Below are 18,992 nucleotides of genomic sequence, written 5' to 3'. Positions count from 1 at the left end.
CGAAGCGCCGGATGAGGGGTATCTATCCGCGAACTCAATTGTCAGAGGAGGACTCGCGGAGAGATACCACTCAGCCGTCCACCATCTCCCCGGTCTGAACACCCGCAGGGGGAGAGGGTAAGAGCGGCGAGCTCGCCTCAGGTAAACAGCGTCGGCTGCTGCCGCGAGGCGCGCTCTTGCGCTTCCACCACCGCCACCGCGGTCATGTTGAGGATGCCGCGCGCGGTCACCGAGGGGGTGAGGATGTGGGCCGGGCGCGCCGGGCCGATCAGGATCGGGCCTACGGGGAGCGCATCCGCCAGCGACTTGATCATCTGGTAGGCGACGTTGGCGGTGTCCAGCGTCGGCATGATCATGATGTTGGCCTCGCCCTCCAGCTTGGAGTGCGGCAACACCATCTTTCGCGCAGCGACGGAGAGCGCGGTGTCGCCCTGCATCTCGCCGTCGGCCTCGATCTCCGGATGCTTTTCCTTCAACAGCTGGGTTGCCCGGCGCATCTTGCGCGAGGAATCGGTGTCGTAGCTGCCGAAATCCGAATGCGAGACGAACGCGATCTTCGGCTTGAGCGCGAAGCGCTGGACGTGGACCGCCGCCAGCGATGCGATCTCGGCGAGCTCTTCCGCAGTCGGATTGGGACGCACCTGCGTGTCCGCGATGAAGAACGCGCCCTTGCTGGTGATCAGCAGCGCCAGCGCCGCATAGTCGCTGACGCCAGCCTGGAAGCCGACGATCTCGCGGACATGGCGCAGATGGCTCATGTAGCGGCCCTCGACGCCGCAGAGCATCGCATCAGCCTCCCCGCGCGTCACCGCGAGTGCGGCGATCACAGTGTTGTTGGTGCGCACCACCGTCCGTGCCGCATCCGGCGTCACGCCGCGGCGGCCGGCGACCTCGACGTAGGACTGCACATAGGAGCGGTAGCGCGGATCGTCCTCGGGATTGATGAGGTCAAAATCCTTGCCCGCCCGGATCTGAAGGCCGAAGCGCTTGATGCGGGCTTCCACCACCGACGGACGGCCGACCAGGATCGGCCGCGCCAGATTCTCCTCCAGCACGACCTGCGTGGCGCGCAGCACGCGCTCGTCCTCGCCTTCGGCGTAGATCACGCGCACCGGCTGGGTCTTGGCCTTCGCAAACATCGGCTTCATGACAATGCCGGAGCGGGAGGCCCTGGCGCCGCTGGTGCTGATCAGAAGCAGATTGTGCTGATCTAAAATAGAAGCCCCACCTTAGTGGCTGGCTCTAAGGTGGGGCGAAACCGTTCAACCGAGGACCGTACGCGCGACGAATACAATTACCGTTCCCGCGGTGCTTCCAATAAATACGACTGTTAAGACAATTCCATGAGCAATAGCGTGCTCGACAATTCTCTCCTTCGTTGTTGGCAGCTCTTTAGATTCGAGCCATGCTTTTACCTTCTCGATGCCTCGCAAGTCAGCGAGTTGCTCAAGCTCTGGGTTTAGCCTTGGGCGTTTCGGCCCGTCATCCTTCCCTTCCATTCGTTAGTCCTCCGTGGTTGCGAGCGTCCGACATGGGCGCCCTTGAAGCTCGGCCGGCATCCGTCGATGCCGAGCTTTTTCGGGGTGTCCCATGTCGGGTGAGGCTTCATGATGATTCCCATCTTCGTCTCCTGGTTGAGCCAGCGCTTAATTGCGCAAGATTGGCTAGGACACTAGATCAGCGCCCTTCCAGCCTGTCAACGCTACTCACGCGCATAAAAAGCCCAAATGATGCTCACAATTTCGTGGTAAATAAGGAACAGCCGCGCGGAATCGCGCGTTTAATGCTACGATTGGCTAACCGGACGTGCGCATGTTGCGCTGCCGTACTTGACTTAGGGGCATCAAAGGCCCATTACGTCCGCAGATTTAGACCATAGGAGGAGTTGTTCATGGCAAATTTCGTGGCAGAACCTGAAGCATCCGCAGAAAAGGAAAAGGTGCGTGCCCCAGCTGGGGAGGGGACCCGTCTTCACATCTCGTTGCCGCCGGAGGTCCTTCAGCGGCTAAAGACAATTCAGACGGAGACTTATGCGACGTCGCTGACGGAGGTGATTAAGAATTCGCTCATCGTTTACGCGGCGTTGCTGAGCGAACACAAGAAAGGGCGAGAGATTTACACGCGCGGGACCGATGGTCCCGAGGCGCGGCTCCCGATCTTTCTCTGATGTAATGATTTGATGACGCTTAGAATTAAGGGCCCGCCGTCACGCGGGCCCTTAATTTACGAGGATGCCGCAGTGCCCGGCTGATCTGTCATCCCGTCGTCGCGTCTCCAGTTCCTGCTCGAGTTGATTGAGCAACGGACCGTATTTCTCGCCGTGCTCGAGGATGATCTCCGAGACCAGCGCGATGTCGTCGAGCAGCTGCGCCTCGGTGATCCCCCCCGGCAAGCCTCGCCCTCAATCGCACTGCGGGGCCATGCAGGTCAGGTCGAGATCGACCTCGCCGGTCTCGCAGCGTCGCGGCAGCGTGTCGTCGTCCCTGCTGCCGCGCTCGATGGCGGCTGAAGCGGCGTTGGGCCATCGAGCTGTTCTTCCGCTGGGTCAAACAAACCCTCAAGATCGACCACTTCTTTGGAACCAGCGAAACGGCGGTTCGCATCCAGATCACGGTGGCGATGATCACCTTCCTGTTGCTGCGGCTGGTTCACGATACCAACAAGATCGTGAAAAGCCCGCTCGCCTTCGCCCGGCTGATCAAAACCAATCTGATGCACCGCCGGGCCATTGGCGAGCTTCTCACGGCCCCGCCGCCGGCATATCCAGACCAGCCCCGACTTGACTTCGGCCCTGCCGCGACACGCGCAGCTCAGCGCCGCCAAACGCTTCGCGCGGCCACCGTCCTCGCGAGCACACAATGAAACACAAACCGCGCCGGACACTCGTGGGCTTGACCCGGCCATCCACGACTTGCTTCGCCGCAAAAAAGAACGTGGATACCTGGGACAGCTAGCGCGAAGAAGCGCTTCGCGCTTCTGCCCGGGCATGACGAGTTTTCGGAACGACCGCTTCTACAAGAGACGCCGAACGCGCAGCCTCCTTACGTAAACAACGTCGGCTGCTGCCGCGAGGCGCGCTCTTGCGCTTCCACCACCGCCACCGCGGTCATGTTGAGGATGCCGCGCGCGGTCACCGAGGGGGTGAGGATGTGGGCCGGGCGCGCCGGGCCGATCAGGATCGGGCCCACGGGGAGCGCATCCGCCAGCGACTTGATCATCTGGTAGGCGACGTTGGCGGTGTCCAGCGTCGGCATGATCATGATGTTGGCCTCGCCCTCCAGCTTGGAGTGCGGCAACACCATCTTTCGCGCAGCGACGGAGAGCGCGGTGTCGCCCTGCATCTCGCCGTCGGCCTCGATCTCCGGATGCTTTTCCTTCAACAGCTGGGTCGCCCGGCGCATCTTGCGCGAGGAATCGGTGTCGTAGCTGCCGAAATCCGAATGCGAGACGAACGCGATCTTCGGCTTGAGCGCGAAGCGCTGGACGTGGACCGCCGCCAGCGATGCGATCTCGGCGAGCTCTTCCGCAGTCGGATTGGGACGCACCTGCGTGTCCGCGATGAAGAACGCGCCCTTGCTGGTGATCAGCAGCGCCAGCGCCGCATAGTCGCTGACGCCAGCCTGGAAGCCGACGATCTCGCGGACATGGCGCAGATGGCTCATGTAGCGGCCCTCGACGCCGCAGAGCATCGCATCAGCCTCCCCGCGCGTCACCGCGAGTGCGGCGATCACAGTGTTGTTGGTGCGCACCACCGTCCGTGCCGCATCCGGCGTCACGCCGCGGCGGCCGGCGACCTCGACGTAGGACTGCACATAGGAGCGGTAGCGCGGATCGTCCTCGGGATTGATGAGGTCAAAATCCTTGCCCGCCCGGATCTGAAGGCCGAAGCGCTTGATGCGGGCTTCCACCACCGACGGACGGCCGACCAGGATCGGCCGCGCCAGATTCTCCTCCAGCACGACCTGCGTTGCGCGCAGCACGCGCTCGTCCTCGCCTTCGGCATAGATCACGCGCACCGGCTGAGTCTTGGCCTTCGCAAACATCGGCTTCATGACGATGCCGGAGCGGAAGGCGAAGCGCTCGAGCAGCGCGGTGTATTCGTCGAAATTGGTGATGGGGCGCGTCGCGACGCCCGATTCCATCGCGGCTTTCGCAACCGCCGGCGAAATGCGCAGGATCAACCGCGGATCAAACGGACTCGGGATCAGCGAGCCCGGACCAAAGCCCTGCGTCTCGCCGGTGTCAAAACCCTGCGCCACCGCATCCGACGGCGCCTCGCGCGCGAGCTGTGCGATGGCCTCGACCGCTGCGTGCTTCATCTCCTCGTTGATCGCGGTGGCGCCGACATCGAGCGCGCCGCGGAAGATGAAGGGGAAGCAGAGGACGTTGTTGACCTGGTTCGGATAGTCGGAGCGCCCGGTGCAGATCATGGCGTCGGGGCGGGCCTTGCGGGCCTCCTCCGGCATGATCTCGGGCGTCGGGTTGGCGAGCGCCATGATCAGCGGCTTGTCGCCCATCGCCTTGGCCATCTCGGGCTTCAGCACGCCCGGTGCCGAAAGCCCGATGAAGATGTCGGCGCCGCCGATGACGTCGCCAAGCGTGCGCTTGTCGGTCTTCTGCGCATAGACCGCCTTCCAGCGGTCCATCGTGGTGTTGCGGCCTTCGTGAACGAGGCCGTCGATGTCGCAGACCCAGATGTTCTTGCGCTGTGCGCCCATCGATACCAGGAGATTGAGCGTCGCGATCGCAGCGGCCCCTGCCCCCGACGCCACGATCTTGACGTCGGAGAGCTTCTTGCCGTTCAGCCTGAGGCCATTAGTGATGGCGGCGGCGACGATGATGGCGGTGCCGTGCTGGTCGTCATGAAAGACCGGGATCTTCATCCGCTCCTTCAACTGCGCCTCGATCTCGAAACATTCGGGACCACGGATGTCCTCGAGATTGATGCCGCCGAAGGTCGGCTCGAGCGCCGCCACGGTCTCGACCACGCGCTCGATGGTGTCGGCGGCGATCTCGATGTCGAAGACGTCGATGCCGGCGAATTTCTTGAACAGGACCGCCTTGCCCTCCATCACCGGCTTCGAGGCCAGCGGGCCGATATTGCCGAGGCCGAGCACGGCGGTGCCGTTCGAAACCACGGCGACCAGATTGGAGCGGATCGTCAGCGTGGCGGCTTCCGCCGGGTTCTTGGCGATCTCCAAGCAGGCGGCGGCGACGCCCGGAGAATAGGCAAGCGCGAGGTCGCGCTGGTTGGCGAGCGGCTTGCTCGCCTGAATCTCGAGCTTTCCGGGGCGCGGCAGTCGGTGATAGGCCAGCGCCGCCTGGTGGAGATCATCAGAATAGGACGACATGCGGTGTCTCGCCTCGCGTTACCGGCCTCAAAGTGCCTCATCCGGAGCCGCCGTCCAAGCCGACGGTTATTTCCGGGTCGTGGAAACGGGATGAAGCACGGCGGGCGCCCCGGTGGCAATATCCGATTGCGATCCCATCAACAGGGCGGCCAGTCAAATATCTGATAGCGCTAGCTTTCCCTAGACCGCGCGGCGTTTCCCGAATATGGCAGGTTGCGCAGTGCAAAACGAGCAACTGGAGCTAAGGGAATGAAGCGAATCCTGATCGGCCTGATCGTAGCAGCCGTGCTTGCCGCGGGCGGATGGTTCGGCTTCAACCTCTATGTCCAGCATCGGGCCACGGCCGAGGTCGAGGCGGCGTTCGAGCGGCTTCGCGCTGGCGGCGCCAAGGCGAGCCATGGCAAGGTGGCGTTCGAGCTGTCGAGCCGGACGCTGACGGTCGAGGACGTCGCAGTCGATCCCGGCAACCAGTCCCAGGCGCTCGTCAAGATCGGCGCCATCAAGAGCACCGGCATCCGTCAGGTCGATGAGACGCGTTTTGCGGCGGACAGCATCGACATCTCAGGCTTCGAGGTCGCTCTCGACGAGGTCGGTCCCGGGAAGCTGAAAATCTCCTACAAGATCCCGCAGATGACCCTGCGCGACTATGCCGGCCCCCTCCACCTTCAAAGCGCGCCGACATCCGGCTCCCTGATCGACGTGTACCGGTTTGTGCTCGACCAGTTCGCGAGCGTGACGGCAACCTCCGTGACGGTCCCGTCCATCAACGTCAATTTCGACGCCGGCAGCAGCAGCGGCAGCGGAGAAGTGGTCTATTCCGGCCTCGCTCTCCAGAACCTCGGCCGAGGCAAGGTCGATGCGATGAAGACAGACCGCGCCACCTTCACGATCAACGTTCAGCAGCCGGGCAAAGCGGACAAGCTGACCGGCGAGATCTCCACCATCATCGTCAATGATTTCGACTCGACCCCGATCCTTGCCGCGCTCGATCCGCAGATGAGCGGTGACGACAGCTACCGCCGGGTCTACCGGCAAATCTCGACCGGCCCCTATGTGCTGAAGTCGGCGCAGGGGATGCGGATGGATATCGACGGCTTCGCCATGGAGGACATCGACGTGCAACCGTCGAAATTCCGCCTGGCCGAAATGTTCGCCTTGCTGCCCCAGGATAAGTCCGCCCCTCCAACGCCGGCGCAAGCGCGCGAGCTGCTGGAGAAGGTCGCCGGATTTTACGAGGGTATTCGCATCGGCAAGGTCGAGATCGGCAAGACCTCGGTCGGCACACCTCAGGGAACGGGGAAGATCAATGCGGTCCGCTACCGGCAGGGCGAATTCGCGGTCGAGGGCGTCGATGCACCGTCTCCGCAGGGACAGTTCAAGATGGAGCGCTTCGCGCTGAAGTCTTTCAGCATGCCGAACCTGATGCGCTGGGCCGCAGGCCTCGCCACTCCCGGCCAGGTGCCCTCGCCGGACCAGATGCTGGGGCTGTTCCGGGTGCTCGAAGGCGCCGAGATCAAGGGCGTGGTTGCGCCTTTCAAGAACACGCGGCAGCTCGTCACCATCGACACGATCAGCCTGAACTGGGGGCAGCTGGTCGGATCGATCCCGAGCAAGGCCAATCTGGTCGTGAAGATGGTGACACCCACCGACCCGACCAGTCCGGCGCAGCGGGCTCTGACCATGGCAGGCGTCGACAAGCTCGCGATCGACCTCGATCTCGGCGCCGCCTGGACGGAGTCATCCGGCGCGTTCGCGCTCACGCCGGCCACGATCGATCTCGGCAATCTCGCCAAGGCGCAGGCCCGCTTCGCGCTCGCCAACGTGCCGCGCGGCGTGTTCTCGCTCGATGCGGCGCAGGCCATGGGCCAGGCGGCGCAGATCGAGACCGGCGCGATCGAGCTTTCCTTGCACGACAGCGGGGTCGTGGATCTCGTGGTGGCGCAGTTCGCACGGATCCAGAATGTCAGCCGCGACGCCGCGCGCAGTGCCATCGTCGAGATGATCCGGGCCCAGGGCGAGAAGGTCACGACCGCCAATCTCGATGCCAAGCCAGCCGTCGACGCCATCGCGGGCTTCGTGGCAACATCGGGGCAGACGCTGACAATCAAGCTAACGCCGCTCGGCAAGGTGCCGATGCTTCAACTGATGGACGTGCTGAATCACGAGCCGATCGTCGCGCTGGCGCAGTTTAGGATCGAGGCGTCGACGGGGCTTTAGGGGCGACGCGGCGGTCTCGCGTCCCGGACGCGCTGCAACGCGTAAGCGTTGCTGCGCAGAGCCGGGACCCAGAAGCGCCGCTGCTCGCCGAGACGTGGGCCCCGGCTCTGCAGCGCACCGCTGAAGTAGCGCTGCGCTGCGTCCGGGGCACGAGACTCACTTCTGCGGAAGGTTCACCCGCACATGCAGCTCGCGGAGCTGCTTGGTCGAGGCGTCCGACGGCGCGCCCATCAGCAAATCCATGGCCTGCTGGTTCATCGGGAACAGCGAGATCTCGCGCAGATTGTTGGTGCCGCACAAGAGCATGACGATGCGGTCGACGCCGGCGGCCATGCCGCCATGCGGCGGCGCGCCGTACTGGAAGGCGCGGTACATGCCACCAAAACGGTCGACCACTTCCTGCTCGCCATAGCCCGCGATCTCGAACGCCTTCACCATCGCTTCCGGCACGTGGTTGCGGATGCCGCCCGAGGCGATCTCAAAACCGTTGCAGGTGATGTCGTACTGGAACGCCTTGATGGTCAGCGGGTCCTGCGACTTCAACGTTTCCAAGCCGCCCTGCGGCATCGAGAACGGGTTGTGCGAGAAGTCGACCTTCTTGTCCTCGTCGTTGTACTCGTACATCGGGAAGTCGACGATCCAGGCGAGCTCGAACCGCTCCTTGTCGGTGAGGTTCAATTCCTCGCCGACCTTGTTGCGGGCCAACCCTGAAAACTTCCAGAACTTGTCGGGATCGCCGGCAACGAAGAAGGCGGCATCGCCTTCCTTGACGCCGATCTGCGCACGGATCGCGGCGGTACGCTCAGGCCCGATGTTGTTCGCAAGCGGACCAGCACCCTCGCCGCCCTCGCGCCACATGATGTAGCCGAGGCCGGGCTGGCCTTCGCCCTGCGCCCACGAGTTCATGCGATCGCAGAACGCGCGCGAGCCGCCGCCCGGTGCCGGGATCGCCCAGACCTGGTTCTTGGGATCTTCGAGCATGCGCGCGAAGACCTTGAAGCCGGAGCCGCGGAAATGCTCGGAGACGTCCTGCATCTCGATCGGGTTGCGCAGGTCCGGCTTGTCGCTGCCGTATTTGCGGAGCGCCTCGGCGAACGGAATCCGCCGCCAGTTCCTGCTCACCGGCTTGCCCTTGGCAAACTCCTCGAACACCCCGGTGATGACGGGCTCCATCGCAGCGAAGACGTCTTCCTGCGTGACGAAGCTCATCTCGACGTCGAGCTGATAAAACTCGCCGGGCAGACGGTCGGCGCGCGGGTCCTCGTCGCGGAAGCAGGGCGCGATCTGGAAATAGCGATCGAAGCCCGACATCATCAGCAGCTGCTTGTACTGCTGCGGCGCCTGCGGCAGCGCATAGAACTTGCCGGGATGGATGCGCGACGGCACCAGGAAGTCGCGCGCGCCTTCCGGCGAGGACGCGGTCAGGATCGGGGTGTTGAACTCGAAGAAGCCCTGCCCCTCCATGCGCCTGCGCATCGACTTGATGATTTCGACGCGCGTCATGATGTTCTGGTGCAGCTTTTCGCGGCGCAGATCGAGGAAGCGGTATTTTAGGCGAATGTCCTCAGGATATTCCTGGTCGCCGAACACCGGCAGCGGCAGATCACCGGCCGGGCCCAGCACCTCGATCTCGCTGACATAGATTTCGATCTTGCCGGTCGGCAGATCGTCATTGTCGGTACCGTCAGGGCGGCGGCGGACCTTGCCGTCCATCTTGACCACGAATTCCGAGCGCAGCTTTTCGGCCTGTGCGAACGCCGGCGAGTCCGGGTCGACCACGCACTGGGTCAGTCCGTAATGGTCGCGCAAATCGATGAACAGCACGCCGCCGTGGTCGCGAACGCGATGGACCCAGCCCGAGAGGCGAACTGTCTCGCCGATGTTGCTCTCGCGGAGATCGCCGCATTTATGTGACCGATAGCGATGCATGGTCGTCCCAAATTCAATGTCGGAGGGGTCGAATCGGACGGCCTGTAACGGCCGGTCCGAAGTTGCGGCAGGGTTTACCCGACGAGGCCCGAAGCGGCAACCAAGGGAACGGCCCGTTTTGGGCCCGGATTGGCCATTTTTGGCCGATTGAGCCTCAAGCCTTTGCCGATCGGCGTTCCCCGCCTATCTTTATGGCCATGACCGTCCATTTCCCCTTCCAGAACTCCTATTCGGCGCTGCCGGACAACTTCTTTGCCCGCGTCGCGCCGACCCCTGTCGCTGCCCCCCGGCTGATCAAGCTGAACCGGCCGCTCGCGGTCGAGCTCGGGCTCGATCCCGACCTGCTTGAGACCCCTGAGGGCGCCGAAATCCTGGCGGGCAAGACGGTTCCCGCCGGCGCCGACCCGATCGCCATGGCCTATGCCGGCCACCAGTTCGGGAATTTCGTGCCCCAGCTCGGCGACGGCCGCGCCATCCTGCTGGGCGAGGTCATCGACAGAGGCGGCCTCCGCCGCGACATCCAGCTCAAGGGCTCGGGGCCTACCCCGTTCTCGCGCCGCGGCGATGGCCGCGCCGCGCTCGGGCCGGTGCTGCGCGAATACATCGTCAGCGAAGCCATGTATGCGCTCGGTATTCCGACCACGCGCTCGCTTGCTGCCGTCATCACCGGCGAGCATGTGCTCCGAGAGACCGCGCTGCCGGGCGCGGTGCTGACGCGCGTCGCCTCGAGCCACATCCGCGTCGGCACTTTCCAGTTCTTTGCCGCGCGCCGCGACACCGAGGCGGTCCGCCGGCTCGCCGACCACGTCATCTTCAGGCACTATCCGGACCTGCTCCATGCCGAGCGCCCCTATCACGCGCTGCTCGCCGGTGTCGTCGGCCGCCAGGCCGAGCTCATCGCGCGCTGGCTGCTGGTCGGATTCATCCATGGCGTGATGAACACCGACAACTCTTCAGTCTCGGGCGAGACCATCGATTACGGCCCCTGCGCCTTCATGGATTCCTACAACCCCGCGCAGGTGTTTTCCTCGATCGACGAGATGGGCCGCTACGCCTATGCCAACCAGCCGCGCATCGCGCTGTGGAATCTGACGCGGCTCGCCGAATGCCTGCTGCCGCTGTTCTCCGACGACCAGGAGAAGGCGGTCGCGGAAGCCCAGGACATTCTCGGCGCCTTCGGCGAGACGTTCAGCACCGCCTATCAGACGGGCCTGCGCAAGAAGATCGGCCTGTTCAGGGAGCGCAACGGTGATGATGCGCTGATCCAGGACCTGCTCGATGCCATGGCAAAGAACCAGGCCGACTTCACCCTCACCTTCCGCAAGCTCGGTGACGCCGCAGGCACCGCTGACGCCCGCGCGCAGTTCATGGACCCCACAGCATTTGATGAGTGGGCCAAACGCTGGCACGCGCGCACAGCATTGGAGCCGCAGACCGCAACCGAGCGGCAGGCTGCGATGAACGCCGTCAATCCGATGTTCATTCCCCGCAACCACCGCGTCGAGGCCGTGATCCAGGCCGCGGTGAACGATGACAACTACGCACCGTTCGAGGAGCTGGTGAAGGTGCTAGCCAAGCCGTTCGACGACCAACCGGACTACGCGGCTTACGCCGATCCGCCGCTGCCGGATCAGCGGGTGCTGCAGACGTTCTGCGGGACGTGAGGCCCTGGACCGCCGAATGACCCAGGTTCCCATCCTGACCGAAGAAGATATTGAAGCGATAAAGCTGCGGTGTGACCAAGCCACCGCCGGTCCTTGGAGGTCGTTCATCGAAGCGCGCGAGAAAATCAGCGGGTCTGACTTCATCCAGACCGGAGGCGAGGACATCTACCTTACTGGTGCGACGATCGCGGATCAGGACTTCATCGCCCACGCGCGGCAAGACATTCCCATGCTCATTGCCGAGATAAAGCGCCTGCGCGTCAATCGCACCTGACACTCCCTACTTCGTCGCCTTCCGCACCCCGCCGAACGATGCCGCGTCGAACTTCTGCGGATCGACGGGATCGTAGCGTGACCACTCCATGTCGGGCACATTGGCGTAGCGCTCGGTCCAGGCCTTGTTCGTCGTCGTCGTGCCGGGCGCGACGGGGCGGAGCTCGAAATGCAGCACCTTGTTGGGGCCGATCTCGCCGATCGTGTCCTTTGCCTTGACGTTCGCTCCCACTGCAAGCGGCTCCCCCTTCGGCCCGACGATGCGGCCGAGCTGGACATAACGTGTGTAGACGATGCCGCCGTTGGGATAGGTGTGCTTGAGCACCACGTAGCGGCCGCAGCCGCCAATCACGGGAAGATCGCCCGGCGCCTGCTCGCTATTCTCGATCTTGACGACGACGCCGTCCGCCATCGCCGCCGCCGGGCCACCCGCCTTGTCGGAGGTGAAATCGACGCCGGGGTGCTCGTCCTGGGTCCAGCACCCGCAGGAGGTCATCGCTGTATTCTTCGGCGCGTCGGCGCGCGGAAGACTCTTCGGAGTCAGGAATTCATTGACCAGCAGTCCCGGCCCCTCAGGCGAGGTGAAAGCATGGATCGCATAGAGCGACAGCTTGTCCCCGACCGGCACCTCGTTCGGGAGAAAGCCGTAGACCACGTCCTGGATGAAGACCTTGAGCTCCCGCCCCTTGGCGGAGCGGATCGTGATGCAGTTGGTCGCCTGCAGGCCGTCGGCATCCTGTTTGGACATGCCGCTCGTGATCAAGGAGCGCTTCAGCGCGCCGCTCGCACATGGCCCTCCGTGGGACGCCAGCGTGACGTCGAGCTTCAGCGGCGACATCGGATAGACGTCCATGCCGGTGGCGGGTCGCCGTCGCGCCAGGAACTCGTCGAGATCGGTCTCCTTGTAGCGAGCGAAGTTGAATTCGGCACGCACCGCATCGGGAACGGTACAGAGAACGACAAGCAGCAGGGAGACGGCAAGCGAACCCAGCTTGCGGACGACGCGCGGTGGCAACATTCAGAGGTCTCGTGATGCAAATTTGGTGAGCAGCCTGAGCAAACCATGACCGCATCTTCGCGGCAAGGTAGATCGTATCTGGCACCTCAATCGTGAGACGTCATTCGGCCGCAGAGCGCCCTCGTGCGGTCGTCCACGGCATGTCCACATCATTGCTGCGCCGCGGGAACCACTGTCATCAAACTGAAACACTCGCACTCTAACGGCCTGTCCAGGGCCGTCTTGCCGGAGGCGCCCATCCTCCAACGATCCTGACAAGCGCGCCATGCCCTTCAAATTCATCCATATCACCGACACGCATCTCGCGAACCCCGGGCTGAAACTCTATGGCCTCGATCCGCGCGCCCGGCTGGGTGCGGCGATTGCCGATATCAACAAGCACCAGTCCGATGCTGCCTTCGCTGTGGTGACCGGCGACCTCACCCATTGGGGTGAACCTGAATCCTACGCCAATTTCGCCGAGGCGATGGCCGCGCTGAAGATCCCGTACATCGCCATGGTCGGCAACCACGACAAGCGCGTGGCCTGCCTCGACGGCCTCAAGGCAGCGCCGCGCGATCCCAACGGCTTCGTGCAGGGCACCCGCACCACCGAGCACGGCCAGTTCGTGTTCCTGGACACGCTGGATGAGACCAGCCACGCCGGTGAGATGTGCGCCAAGCGCTTGGGCTGGCTCGCGAGCACGCTGGCCGCGGCGCCTGCCGACATGCCGTTCGTCGTCTTCATGCATCATCCGCCCTTCCCCGTCGGCGTGCACGCGATGGACGAGATTGCGCTTAAGCAGAGCGCGGAATTCGCCGAGGTGATCGCGCCTTACCGGTCGCGCATCCGCCACCTCTTCTTCGGCCATGTGCACCGTCCGATCTTCGGCAGCTACGGCAAGATCCCGTTCTCGACCCTGCGCGGCACCAACCACCAGGTCTGGTTCGAGCTCGATGCCACCGCCACCGACCATCTGGCGAGCCACGAACCGCCGGCCTATGGCGTCGCGCTGATCGACGATCAGAACCTCATCGTGCACAGCCACGACTTCCTCGATACCAGTCTGCGCTTTCCGTTCGAGCCACCTGCGGGAATGGACGGCCGCGACTATGCGCTCAACTTCCCGGCGCGGTGACATGAGCCTCGCTGAACCCGCGACTCTCCCGGTCGCGGCATCGGCGGCACCGCGTCTGCACGTCGTGAGGCGGTTTTCTGATCGCTTCAAAGCCTCGCTGCCTGCCTATCTCCTGCTGCTGCCGTCGCTGGTCTTCCTCGCGCTGTTCACCTATGGCGCGATGGGCCGCGTGTTCGTCGACGCGCTCTATCAGCGTGCAACACCGAAGGCGCCGGTCCGTTTCGTCGGCCTCGACAATATCAGCGCGGTGCTTGCCGATCCCTATTTCACCGGCGCCGTCGTCAACAACCTCGTCTATGCCGTCGGCACCGCGATCCCGAGCATCGGACTTGCGCTGCTGTTCGCGCTGGCTCTCGCCCGCACCAGCGCCGTGAACAGCGCATTGCGCGCCGCTCTGTTCCTGCCGGTGCTGATCCCGATGGTCGCGGCCTCCGCGCTGTTCCTGTTTATCTTCCTGCCCAATGTCGGCCTGCTCGACTATTACATCGGCCGCCTGCTTCCGGTGCTGCCGAACTGGCTCGGCGATTCCGACATCGCGCTTTACGCGATCATGGTCATCACGATCTGGAAGAACGCCGGCTATTACATGCTGTTCTTCCTCGCCGGCCTCCAGGCCGTGCCCGAGGACGTCATGGAAGCCGCGCATCTCGACGGCGCAGGTCCGTTCATGCGATTCCGCCACATCATCCTGCCGGAGCTCAAGCCCACCTTCCTGTTCGTCATCGTCATCGCCACGCTCAACGCGGTGACGCAGGTTGACCACGTCTTCGTCATGACCAAGGGCGGGCCGTCCAACGCGACCAATCTCGTGCTGTTCTACATCTACCAGCAGGCGGTCGAGCATTACGACATCGGCAAGGCTTCGGCGGCAACGCTGCTGACGCTCGCCGTCCTGATGGGTCTCACCGCGCTCTCGTTCCGCACGATGGCCAACCGCGAGGGCGGGCCATGAAGCTGATCGATGCGCTGTGGAAGGACGCCCCGCTCGCGACCCGAAACGAGATCACGCCCAAGCTCGGCTTTTTGCTGACCGTGCTGCTCGCAATCGTCTGGCTGATTCCGTTCCTGTGGATGGGCGTGGCGACGCTGCGCCCGGCCTCCGACGGCATCAATCTCATGGCCGAGCTGATGCCGAGCCTGAAGCCGACGCTCGATAATGTCAGGGATGCCTGGGAGATCGGCGATTTCCCGCGCTACACCCTCAACACCACGATCATCTGCACCGGCATCCTGCTGGTGCAGTTCGTCACGATCACGCTGGCGGGCTTTGCCTTTGCGCGGCTCGACTTCGCCGGGAAGTCGCTGATCTTCTATCTGTTCCTGATGCAGCTGATGCTGGTGCCGGTGCTCTTGATCGTGCCGAACCTGAAGCTCGTGGCGCAGCTCGGCCTCTATGACACGCTCACCGGCGTGATGATGCCGTTCTTCGCCTCGGCCTTCGGCACCTTCCTGATGCGGCAGGCCTTCGAGGCGATCCCGACCGAGCTGGAGGACGCCGCCCTGATCGACGGCGCCAGCCTGTTCCAGCGCATCCGCCACATCTACATTCCGCTGTCGATGCCGAGCTTCTCGGCGTTCGCCATCATCTCCGTCACCAGCCACTGGAACGACTTCCTGTGGCCGCTGATGGTGATCAATTCGCCGGACAAGCGGCCGCTCACTGTGGGTCTGTCCGTCTTCACCGCGACCGCCGAAGGCACGCAGGCCTGGGGCACCATCGCCGCCGGCACGCTGATGGTGATCGCGCCGCTGCTCGTCACCTTCCTGATCTTCCAGAAGCGTTTCATCAGTTCTTTCGTCACCTCAGGCATCAAATAGGAGATTCTTCGATGCTGTTTACCCGCAGGCTCATGCTCGGCATAGCAATGGCAGGCGCCCTCGCCTTCCCGGCGCTGGCCGAAGGTCCAACCGAGATTGATCTGTTCTTCCCCGTTCCAGTCGACGGCAAGCTCGCCCGCGACATGGGCACCTTGATCAAGGAATTCAACGACGGTCATCCTGATATCAAGGCGACCGCCGTCTACACCGGCTCGTATGATGACACGCTGATCAAGACGCGCGCGTCGATCAAGGCCGGCAAGCCGCCGTCCGCCGTGATCATGTCGGCGAACTTCCTGCTCGACATGCAGATCGAGAACGAGCTCACCAATCTCGACGGCCTGATCGCCGCCGACGGGACCACCAAAGAAAAGTTTTTGGGCCAGTTCTTCCCCGCACTTCAGGGCAACGCGGTGATCGACCGCTCGGTCTACGGCGTGCCCTTCCACAATTCGACGCCGCTGCTCTACATCAACGCCGACAAGGCCAAGGAAGCCGGCCTCGATCCGAGCAAGCCACCGCAGACCTGGGCTGAATTGACCGACTGGGCCAAGAAGCTCACCAAGCGCGAGGGCGACAAGGTGACCCAATGGGGCATCGCGATCCCCTGCGCCTATGACTATTGCGGCTGGATGATGGAAACGCTCACCATGACCAATGGCGGGCGCTACTACAACGAGGAGTTCGGCGGCGAGGTCTATTACGACACGCCCTCGATGCTCGGCGCGCTGACCTGGTGGAACGACCTCGTCTACAAGCACAAGGTCCACGCCCCCGGTGCCACGCCGGGACCCGCCGTCAGCACCTCCTTCATCTCCGGCAACGCCGCGATGATGATGCTGTCCACGGGCTCGCTGACTTATGTGCGCGACAACGCCAAGTTCAACTACAAGGTCGCCTTCATCCCGCGCAACGTCCGCAACGCCGTGCCGATCGGCGGCGCCTCGCTGATTATTCCAGCCGGTCTCGAAGCCGACAAGCAGAAGGCCGCCTGGACGCTGATCAAGTGGATGACCTCGCCCGAGAAGAGCGCCTGGTGGAGCCGCGCCACCGGCTATTTCGCGCCCAACATGGCCGCCTACAAGACGCCTGACATGGTCGACTTCCTGAACAAGAACCCGGACGCCAAGACCGCCGTCGAGCAGCTCGACGTCGCAAAGCCGTGGTTTGCAACCTACAAGACCGTCCCGGTGCGCAAGACGCTGGAGGACGAGGTGATGCTGGTCCTCAACGGCAAGAAGCAGCCGAAGGAAGCGCTGGTCGCCGCCCAGAAGGCCGCCGACGAGACGCTCAAGCCGTACAATGCGGAGACGTCGCTGAAGCTGCCGTAAGGCCGCCGATAGCACGCGAACAAACTTCGGCGCTCCGGTCATGCGGAGCGCCGAAGCCGTTTCTGGAAGGACCAATCTTGGCAGGCGGAAGTGGTGGGCCAGGCCCTTGGCCAACTCAACTCCGCTCGCTGGAAGTGTGCGATCGATTCTGCCAAGCTGGCATGATGAGCACAGATGTCTGGGACCGCGTTTACACCATGAACAAATACTACGATGGGCCAGAACTCGGTGTTGCCAACTATCTTGGTCGGCCGCACATCTACGAACGACAGTTCGACGGGGAGAGAGACGACTATTCGTCGCGCTTCCTGCTGAGCCCCATCGATCCGAATCTGCTTTCGTTGGTGCGGGAGTCGTGGGAGATCTGGCTGCGGTGGGAGAGTGCATATCGAGAGGGAAAGACCCCCCACAAAACCCACCCCACCCCGCCCTGCCGGAGGAACGTCAACGCCACGACGAGCTTGCGAAACTGATCGGCGACCGCCTCAAGGCTGATCCCGAACACGGCTTCAGCAAATGGGCCCGGTTCCAATCGGACAAGGTTCAATGGGTCGACGCGCCGACGGAGCCCTTGGCCGTGTCGACAGATTAGGTCCACCCGCGGCGCCCCGCCCCGTTAACCCCCCGTCCACCATCCGGCCCGGCCCGCCGCCGGTAACCAAGAGAATTAACAGACCCTCAATTCACCCCAGACAAATCTAGCAATGTTTCTGGGGGGATTTTTGCCGTGGATCTGTTGGTTTTCGAGTTCCTGGGATTGGCTCTGGTCGCCATGTGCGTGCTTGTGGTGGCGTTGCCCTGCGCCCGCAAATCCTCGCAGCGGGTCCGTTACGAATAGGCATTTCGTCGGAAACAGGCGATTCCGGCCCGATGCAAGCCTCGAATTCGCTTAGAGCCCCTTGACATAACAGTGCTTTCGGCAGAACGGCTGATGTACTTGTCATGGGCCTTTCATGGATTTGATTACCACCACCGCTGACCTCGCGGCTGCCTGCAGCCGGTTGGCCAAGCACCCCGTCATAACAGTCGATACCGAGTTCCTGCGCGAGACCACCTATTACCCGCTGTTGTGCGTGGTGCAGTTGGCCAGCGCCGAGGAAGCGATCGTCATCGACGCCCTGGCCGAGGGCATCGACCTCAAGCCGTTCTACGAGCTGATGGCCAACGAGGCCGTGCTGAAGGTGTTCCACGCCGCCCGGCAGGACATCGAGATCATCTGGCACCAGGCCAACATCATTCCGCACCCGGTGTTCGACACCCAGGTCGCGGCCATGGTGCTCGGCTATGGCGACAGCATCGCTTACGACGCGCTGGTCGAGAAGGTCGCCGGCCATCGCCCGGACAAGACCCACCGCTTCACCGACTGGTCGCGCCGGCCGCTGACCAAGGAGCAGATGCATTACGCGGAGTCCGACGTCACGCATTTGCGCGACGTGTTCGCGGCGCTCGATGCCGATTTGAAGAAGCGCCACCGCAGCGAATGGGTCTCCATCGAGATGGAGGTCCTGACCTCGCCGAAGACTTACGACTTCCACCCCGAACGCGCCTGGGAACGGCTGAAGACACGGGTGCGCAAGCCGAAGGACCTCGCGGTCCTGATGGAGGTCGCCGCCTGGCGCGAGCAGGAAGCGCAGAGCCGCGACGTGCCGCGCGGCCGCGTGCTGCGCGACGAGGCCATCAGCGATATCGCGACCCACGCGCCGAACACGCTGGAAAAGCTCGCGAACCTGCGCTCGGTGCCGAAGGGGTTTGAGAAGTCGAAATGGGGCGCGGATATCGTTGCCGCGGTCACGCGCGGGCTGGCGCGGGACCCAGCCACGCTGCCGAAGCTGGAAAAGCCGCGCAACAATAACAATGGCGCAGCGATCGTCGAGCTGTTGAAGGTGCTGCTGCGGATGACCGCCGAGCGCCATGCCGTCGCCAGCAAGGTGATCGCCACCGTGGACGATCTCGAAGAGATCGCAGCCAATGACGAAGCCGACGTGCCGGCGCTGCACGGCTGGCGCCGCGAGCTGTTCGGCGATGCCGCGCTGAAGCTGAAGCGCGGCGAGCTGGCGCTTGCGGTCGAGAAAGGCCGCGTGATCGGGGTTCAGCGGGCGGACGCGGTCAAACCGCCATCCTGATGAGGTGCGAGCCAGTATGGCAAGCACCTCCAGCGACAACCGCTTCGCGGTTGCGCGGGGGTGATGGGGGTAGATCAAGGGCTCGCTGTTTCAACCTCGTCATTGCGAGGAGCTCTTGCGACGAAGCAATCCAGGGTCTTTCCGCGGATGC

At 63.6% G+C, this 18,992-nt stretch carries 14 protein-coding genes and 2 pseudogenes; 10 read left to right on the top strand and 6 right to left on the bottom strand.

Going from position 1 to position 18,992, the window contains the following annotated elements; genetic code table 11:
- Window positions 1-137 precede the first annotated feature (137 nt).
- Both BMW89_RS11435 and BMW89_RS37285 read right to left on the bottom strand, forming a co-directional pair.
- A pseudogene (locus BMW89_RS11435) lies at window positions 138-1,169 on the bottom strand (phosphate acyltransferase); the annotation flags it as partial.
- A gap of 93 nt (window positions 1,170-1,262) precedes the next feature.
- Window positions 1,263-1,499 (bottom strand): hypothetical protein, encoded by a 237-nt coding sequence (locus BMW89_RS37285; protein ID WP_143062746.1) that lies wholly within the window; start codon window positions 1,497-1,499, stop codon window positions 1,263-1,265.
- Window positions 1,500-1,891: 392 nt separating this feature from the next.
- Between BMW89_RS37285 and BMW89_RS11430 the strand changes: the two genes are divergently transcribed.
- A complete protein-coding gene (locus BMW89_RS11430) occupies window positions 1,892-2,167 on the top strand; it encodes a hypothetical protein (RefSeq protein ID WP_092025925.1) in 276 nt (91 codons plus the stop codon).
- A gap of 51 nt (window positions 2,168-2,218) precedes the next feature.
- Here the strand turns inward: BMW89_RS11430 and BMW89_RS37850 are convergent, their stop codons facing one another.
- Window positions 2,219-2,392 (bottom strand): hypothetical protein, encoded by a 174-nt coding sequence (locus BMW89_RS37850; protein ID WP_177195975.1) that lies wholly within the window; start codon window positions 2,390-2,392, stop codon window positions 2,219-2,221.
- A gap of 116 nt (window positions 2,393-2,508) precedes the next feature.
- On the opposite strand from BMW89_RS37850, the pseudogene BMW89_RS38360 reads away from it, so the two are divergent.
- Window positions 2,509-2,862 (top strand): annotated as a pseudogene (locus BMW89_RS38360) (transposase); the annotation flags it as partial.
- 179 nt (window positions 2,863-3,041) lie between these two features.
- Here BMW89_RS38360 and BMW89_RS11420 read toward each other — a convergent pair.
- The gene (locus BMW89_RS11420) at window positions 3,042-5,351 is read right to left on the bottom strand and encodes an NADP-dependent malic enzyme (RefSeq protein WP_092025923.1); all 2,310 of its coding nucleotides are present in this window, start codon (window positions 5,349-5,351) and stop codon (window positions 3,042-3,044) included.
- A 249-nt stretch (window positions 5,352-5,600) separates the two neighbouring features.
- Between BMW89_RS11420 and BMW89_RS11415 the strand changes: the two genes are divergently transcribed.
- A complete protein-coding gene (locus BMW89_RS11415; RefSeq protein WP_092025920.1) occupies window positions 5,601-7,568 on the top strand; it encodes an aq_1923 C-terminal domain in 1,968 nt (655 codons plus the stop codon).
- A 156-nt stretch (window positions 7,569-7,724) separates the two neighbouring features.
- Here BMW89_RS11415 and aspS read toward each other — a convergent pair whose 3' ends face one another.
- Window positions 7,725-9,497 (bottom strand): aspartate--tRNA ligase, encoded by a 1,773-nt coding sequence (gene aspS / locus BMW89_RS11410; RefSeq protein WP_092025917.1) that lies wholly within the window; start codon window positions 9,495-9,497, stop codon window positions 7,725-7,727.
- Between the two features lie 197 nt (window positions 9,498-9,694).
- Here aspS and BMW89_RS11405 point away from each other — a divergent pair, with 197 nt between their 5' ends.
- Window positions 9,695-11,161: a protein adenylyltransferase SelO gene (locus BMW89_RS11405; RefSeq protein ID WP_092026329.1), complete on the top strand. Its 1,467-nt coding sequence runs from the start codon at window positions 9,695-9,697 to the stop codon at window positions 11,159-11,161.
- 16 nt (window positions 11,162-11,177) lie between these two features.
- Window positions 11,178-11,435: a hypothetical protein gene (locus BMW89_RS11400; protein ID WP_092025914.1), complete on the top strand. Its 258-nt coding sequence runs from the start codon at window positions 11,178-11,180 to the stop codon at window positions 11,433-11,435.
- Between the two features lie 6 nt (window positions 11,436-11,441).
- On the opposite strand, the gene BMW89_RS11395 is transcribed toward BMW89_RS11400, so the two are convergent.
- Window positions 11,442-12,452 carry a M23 family metallopeptidase gene (locus BMW89_RS11395; RefSeq protein ID WP_092025911.1) on the bottom strand — a complete coding sequence of 337 codons (1,011 nt, stop codon included), beginning with the start codon at window positions 12,450-12,452 and terminating at the stop codon, window positions 11,442-11,444.
- A gap of 265 nt (window positions 12,453-12,717) precedes the next feature.
- On the opposite strand from BMW89_RS11395, the gene BMW89_RS11390 reads away from it, so the two are divergent.
- The 5 genes from BMW89_RS11390 to rnd all read left to right on the top strand — a co-directional run bounded on the left by BMW89_RS11390 (window position 12,718) and on the right by rnd (window position 18,841).
- A complete protein-coding gene (locus BMW89_RS11390; protein ID WP_092025909.1) occupies window positions 12,718-13,569 on the top strand; it encodes a phosphodiesterase in 852 nt (283 codons plus the stop codon).
- Between the two features lies 1 nt (window position 13,570).
- Entirely contained in the window at window positions 13,571-14,521 is a 951-nt protein-coding gene (locus BMW89_RS11385; protein WP_177195973.1) for a carbohydrate ABC transporter permease, read from the top strand.
- Window positions 14,518-15,387: a carbohydrate ABC transporter permease gene (locus BMW89_RS11380; protein WP_092025904.1), complete on the top strand. Its 870-nt coding sequence runs from the start codon at window positions 14,518-14,520 to the stop codon at window positions 15,385-15,387. Before BMW89_RS11385 ends, BMW89_RS11380 begins: the two co-directional genes overlap by 4 nt.
- An 11-nt stretch (window positions 15,388-15,398) precedes the next feature.
- On the top strand, window positions 15,399-16,718 hold the full coding sequence (locus BMW89_RS11375; RefSeq protein WP_092025901.1) for an ABC transporter substrate-binding protein: 1,320 nt from the start codon (window positions 15,399-15,401) through the stop codon (window positions 16,716-16,718).
- 953 nt (window positions 16,719-17,671) lie between these two features.
- Window positions 17,672-18,841 carry a ribonuclease D gene (gene rnd / locus BMW89_RS11365; protein WP_092025896.1) on the top strand — a complete coding sequence of 390 codons (1,170 nt, stop codon included), beginning with the start codon at window positions 17,672-17,674 and terminating at the stop codon, window positions 18,839-18,841.
- Window positions 18,842-18,992: the final 151 nt, after the last annotated feature.

The organism is Bradyrhizobium sp. OK095 (assembly GCF_900109945.1).
GTDB lineage: Bacteria > Pseudomonadota > Alphaproteobacteria > Rhizobiales > Xanthobacteraceae > Bradyrhizobium.
This window is presented reverse-complemented; position numbering and strand designations above follow the sequence as displayed.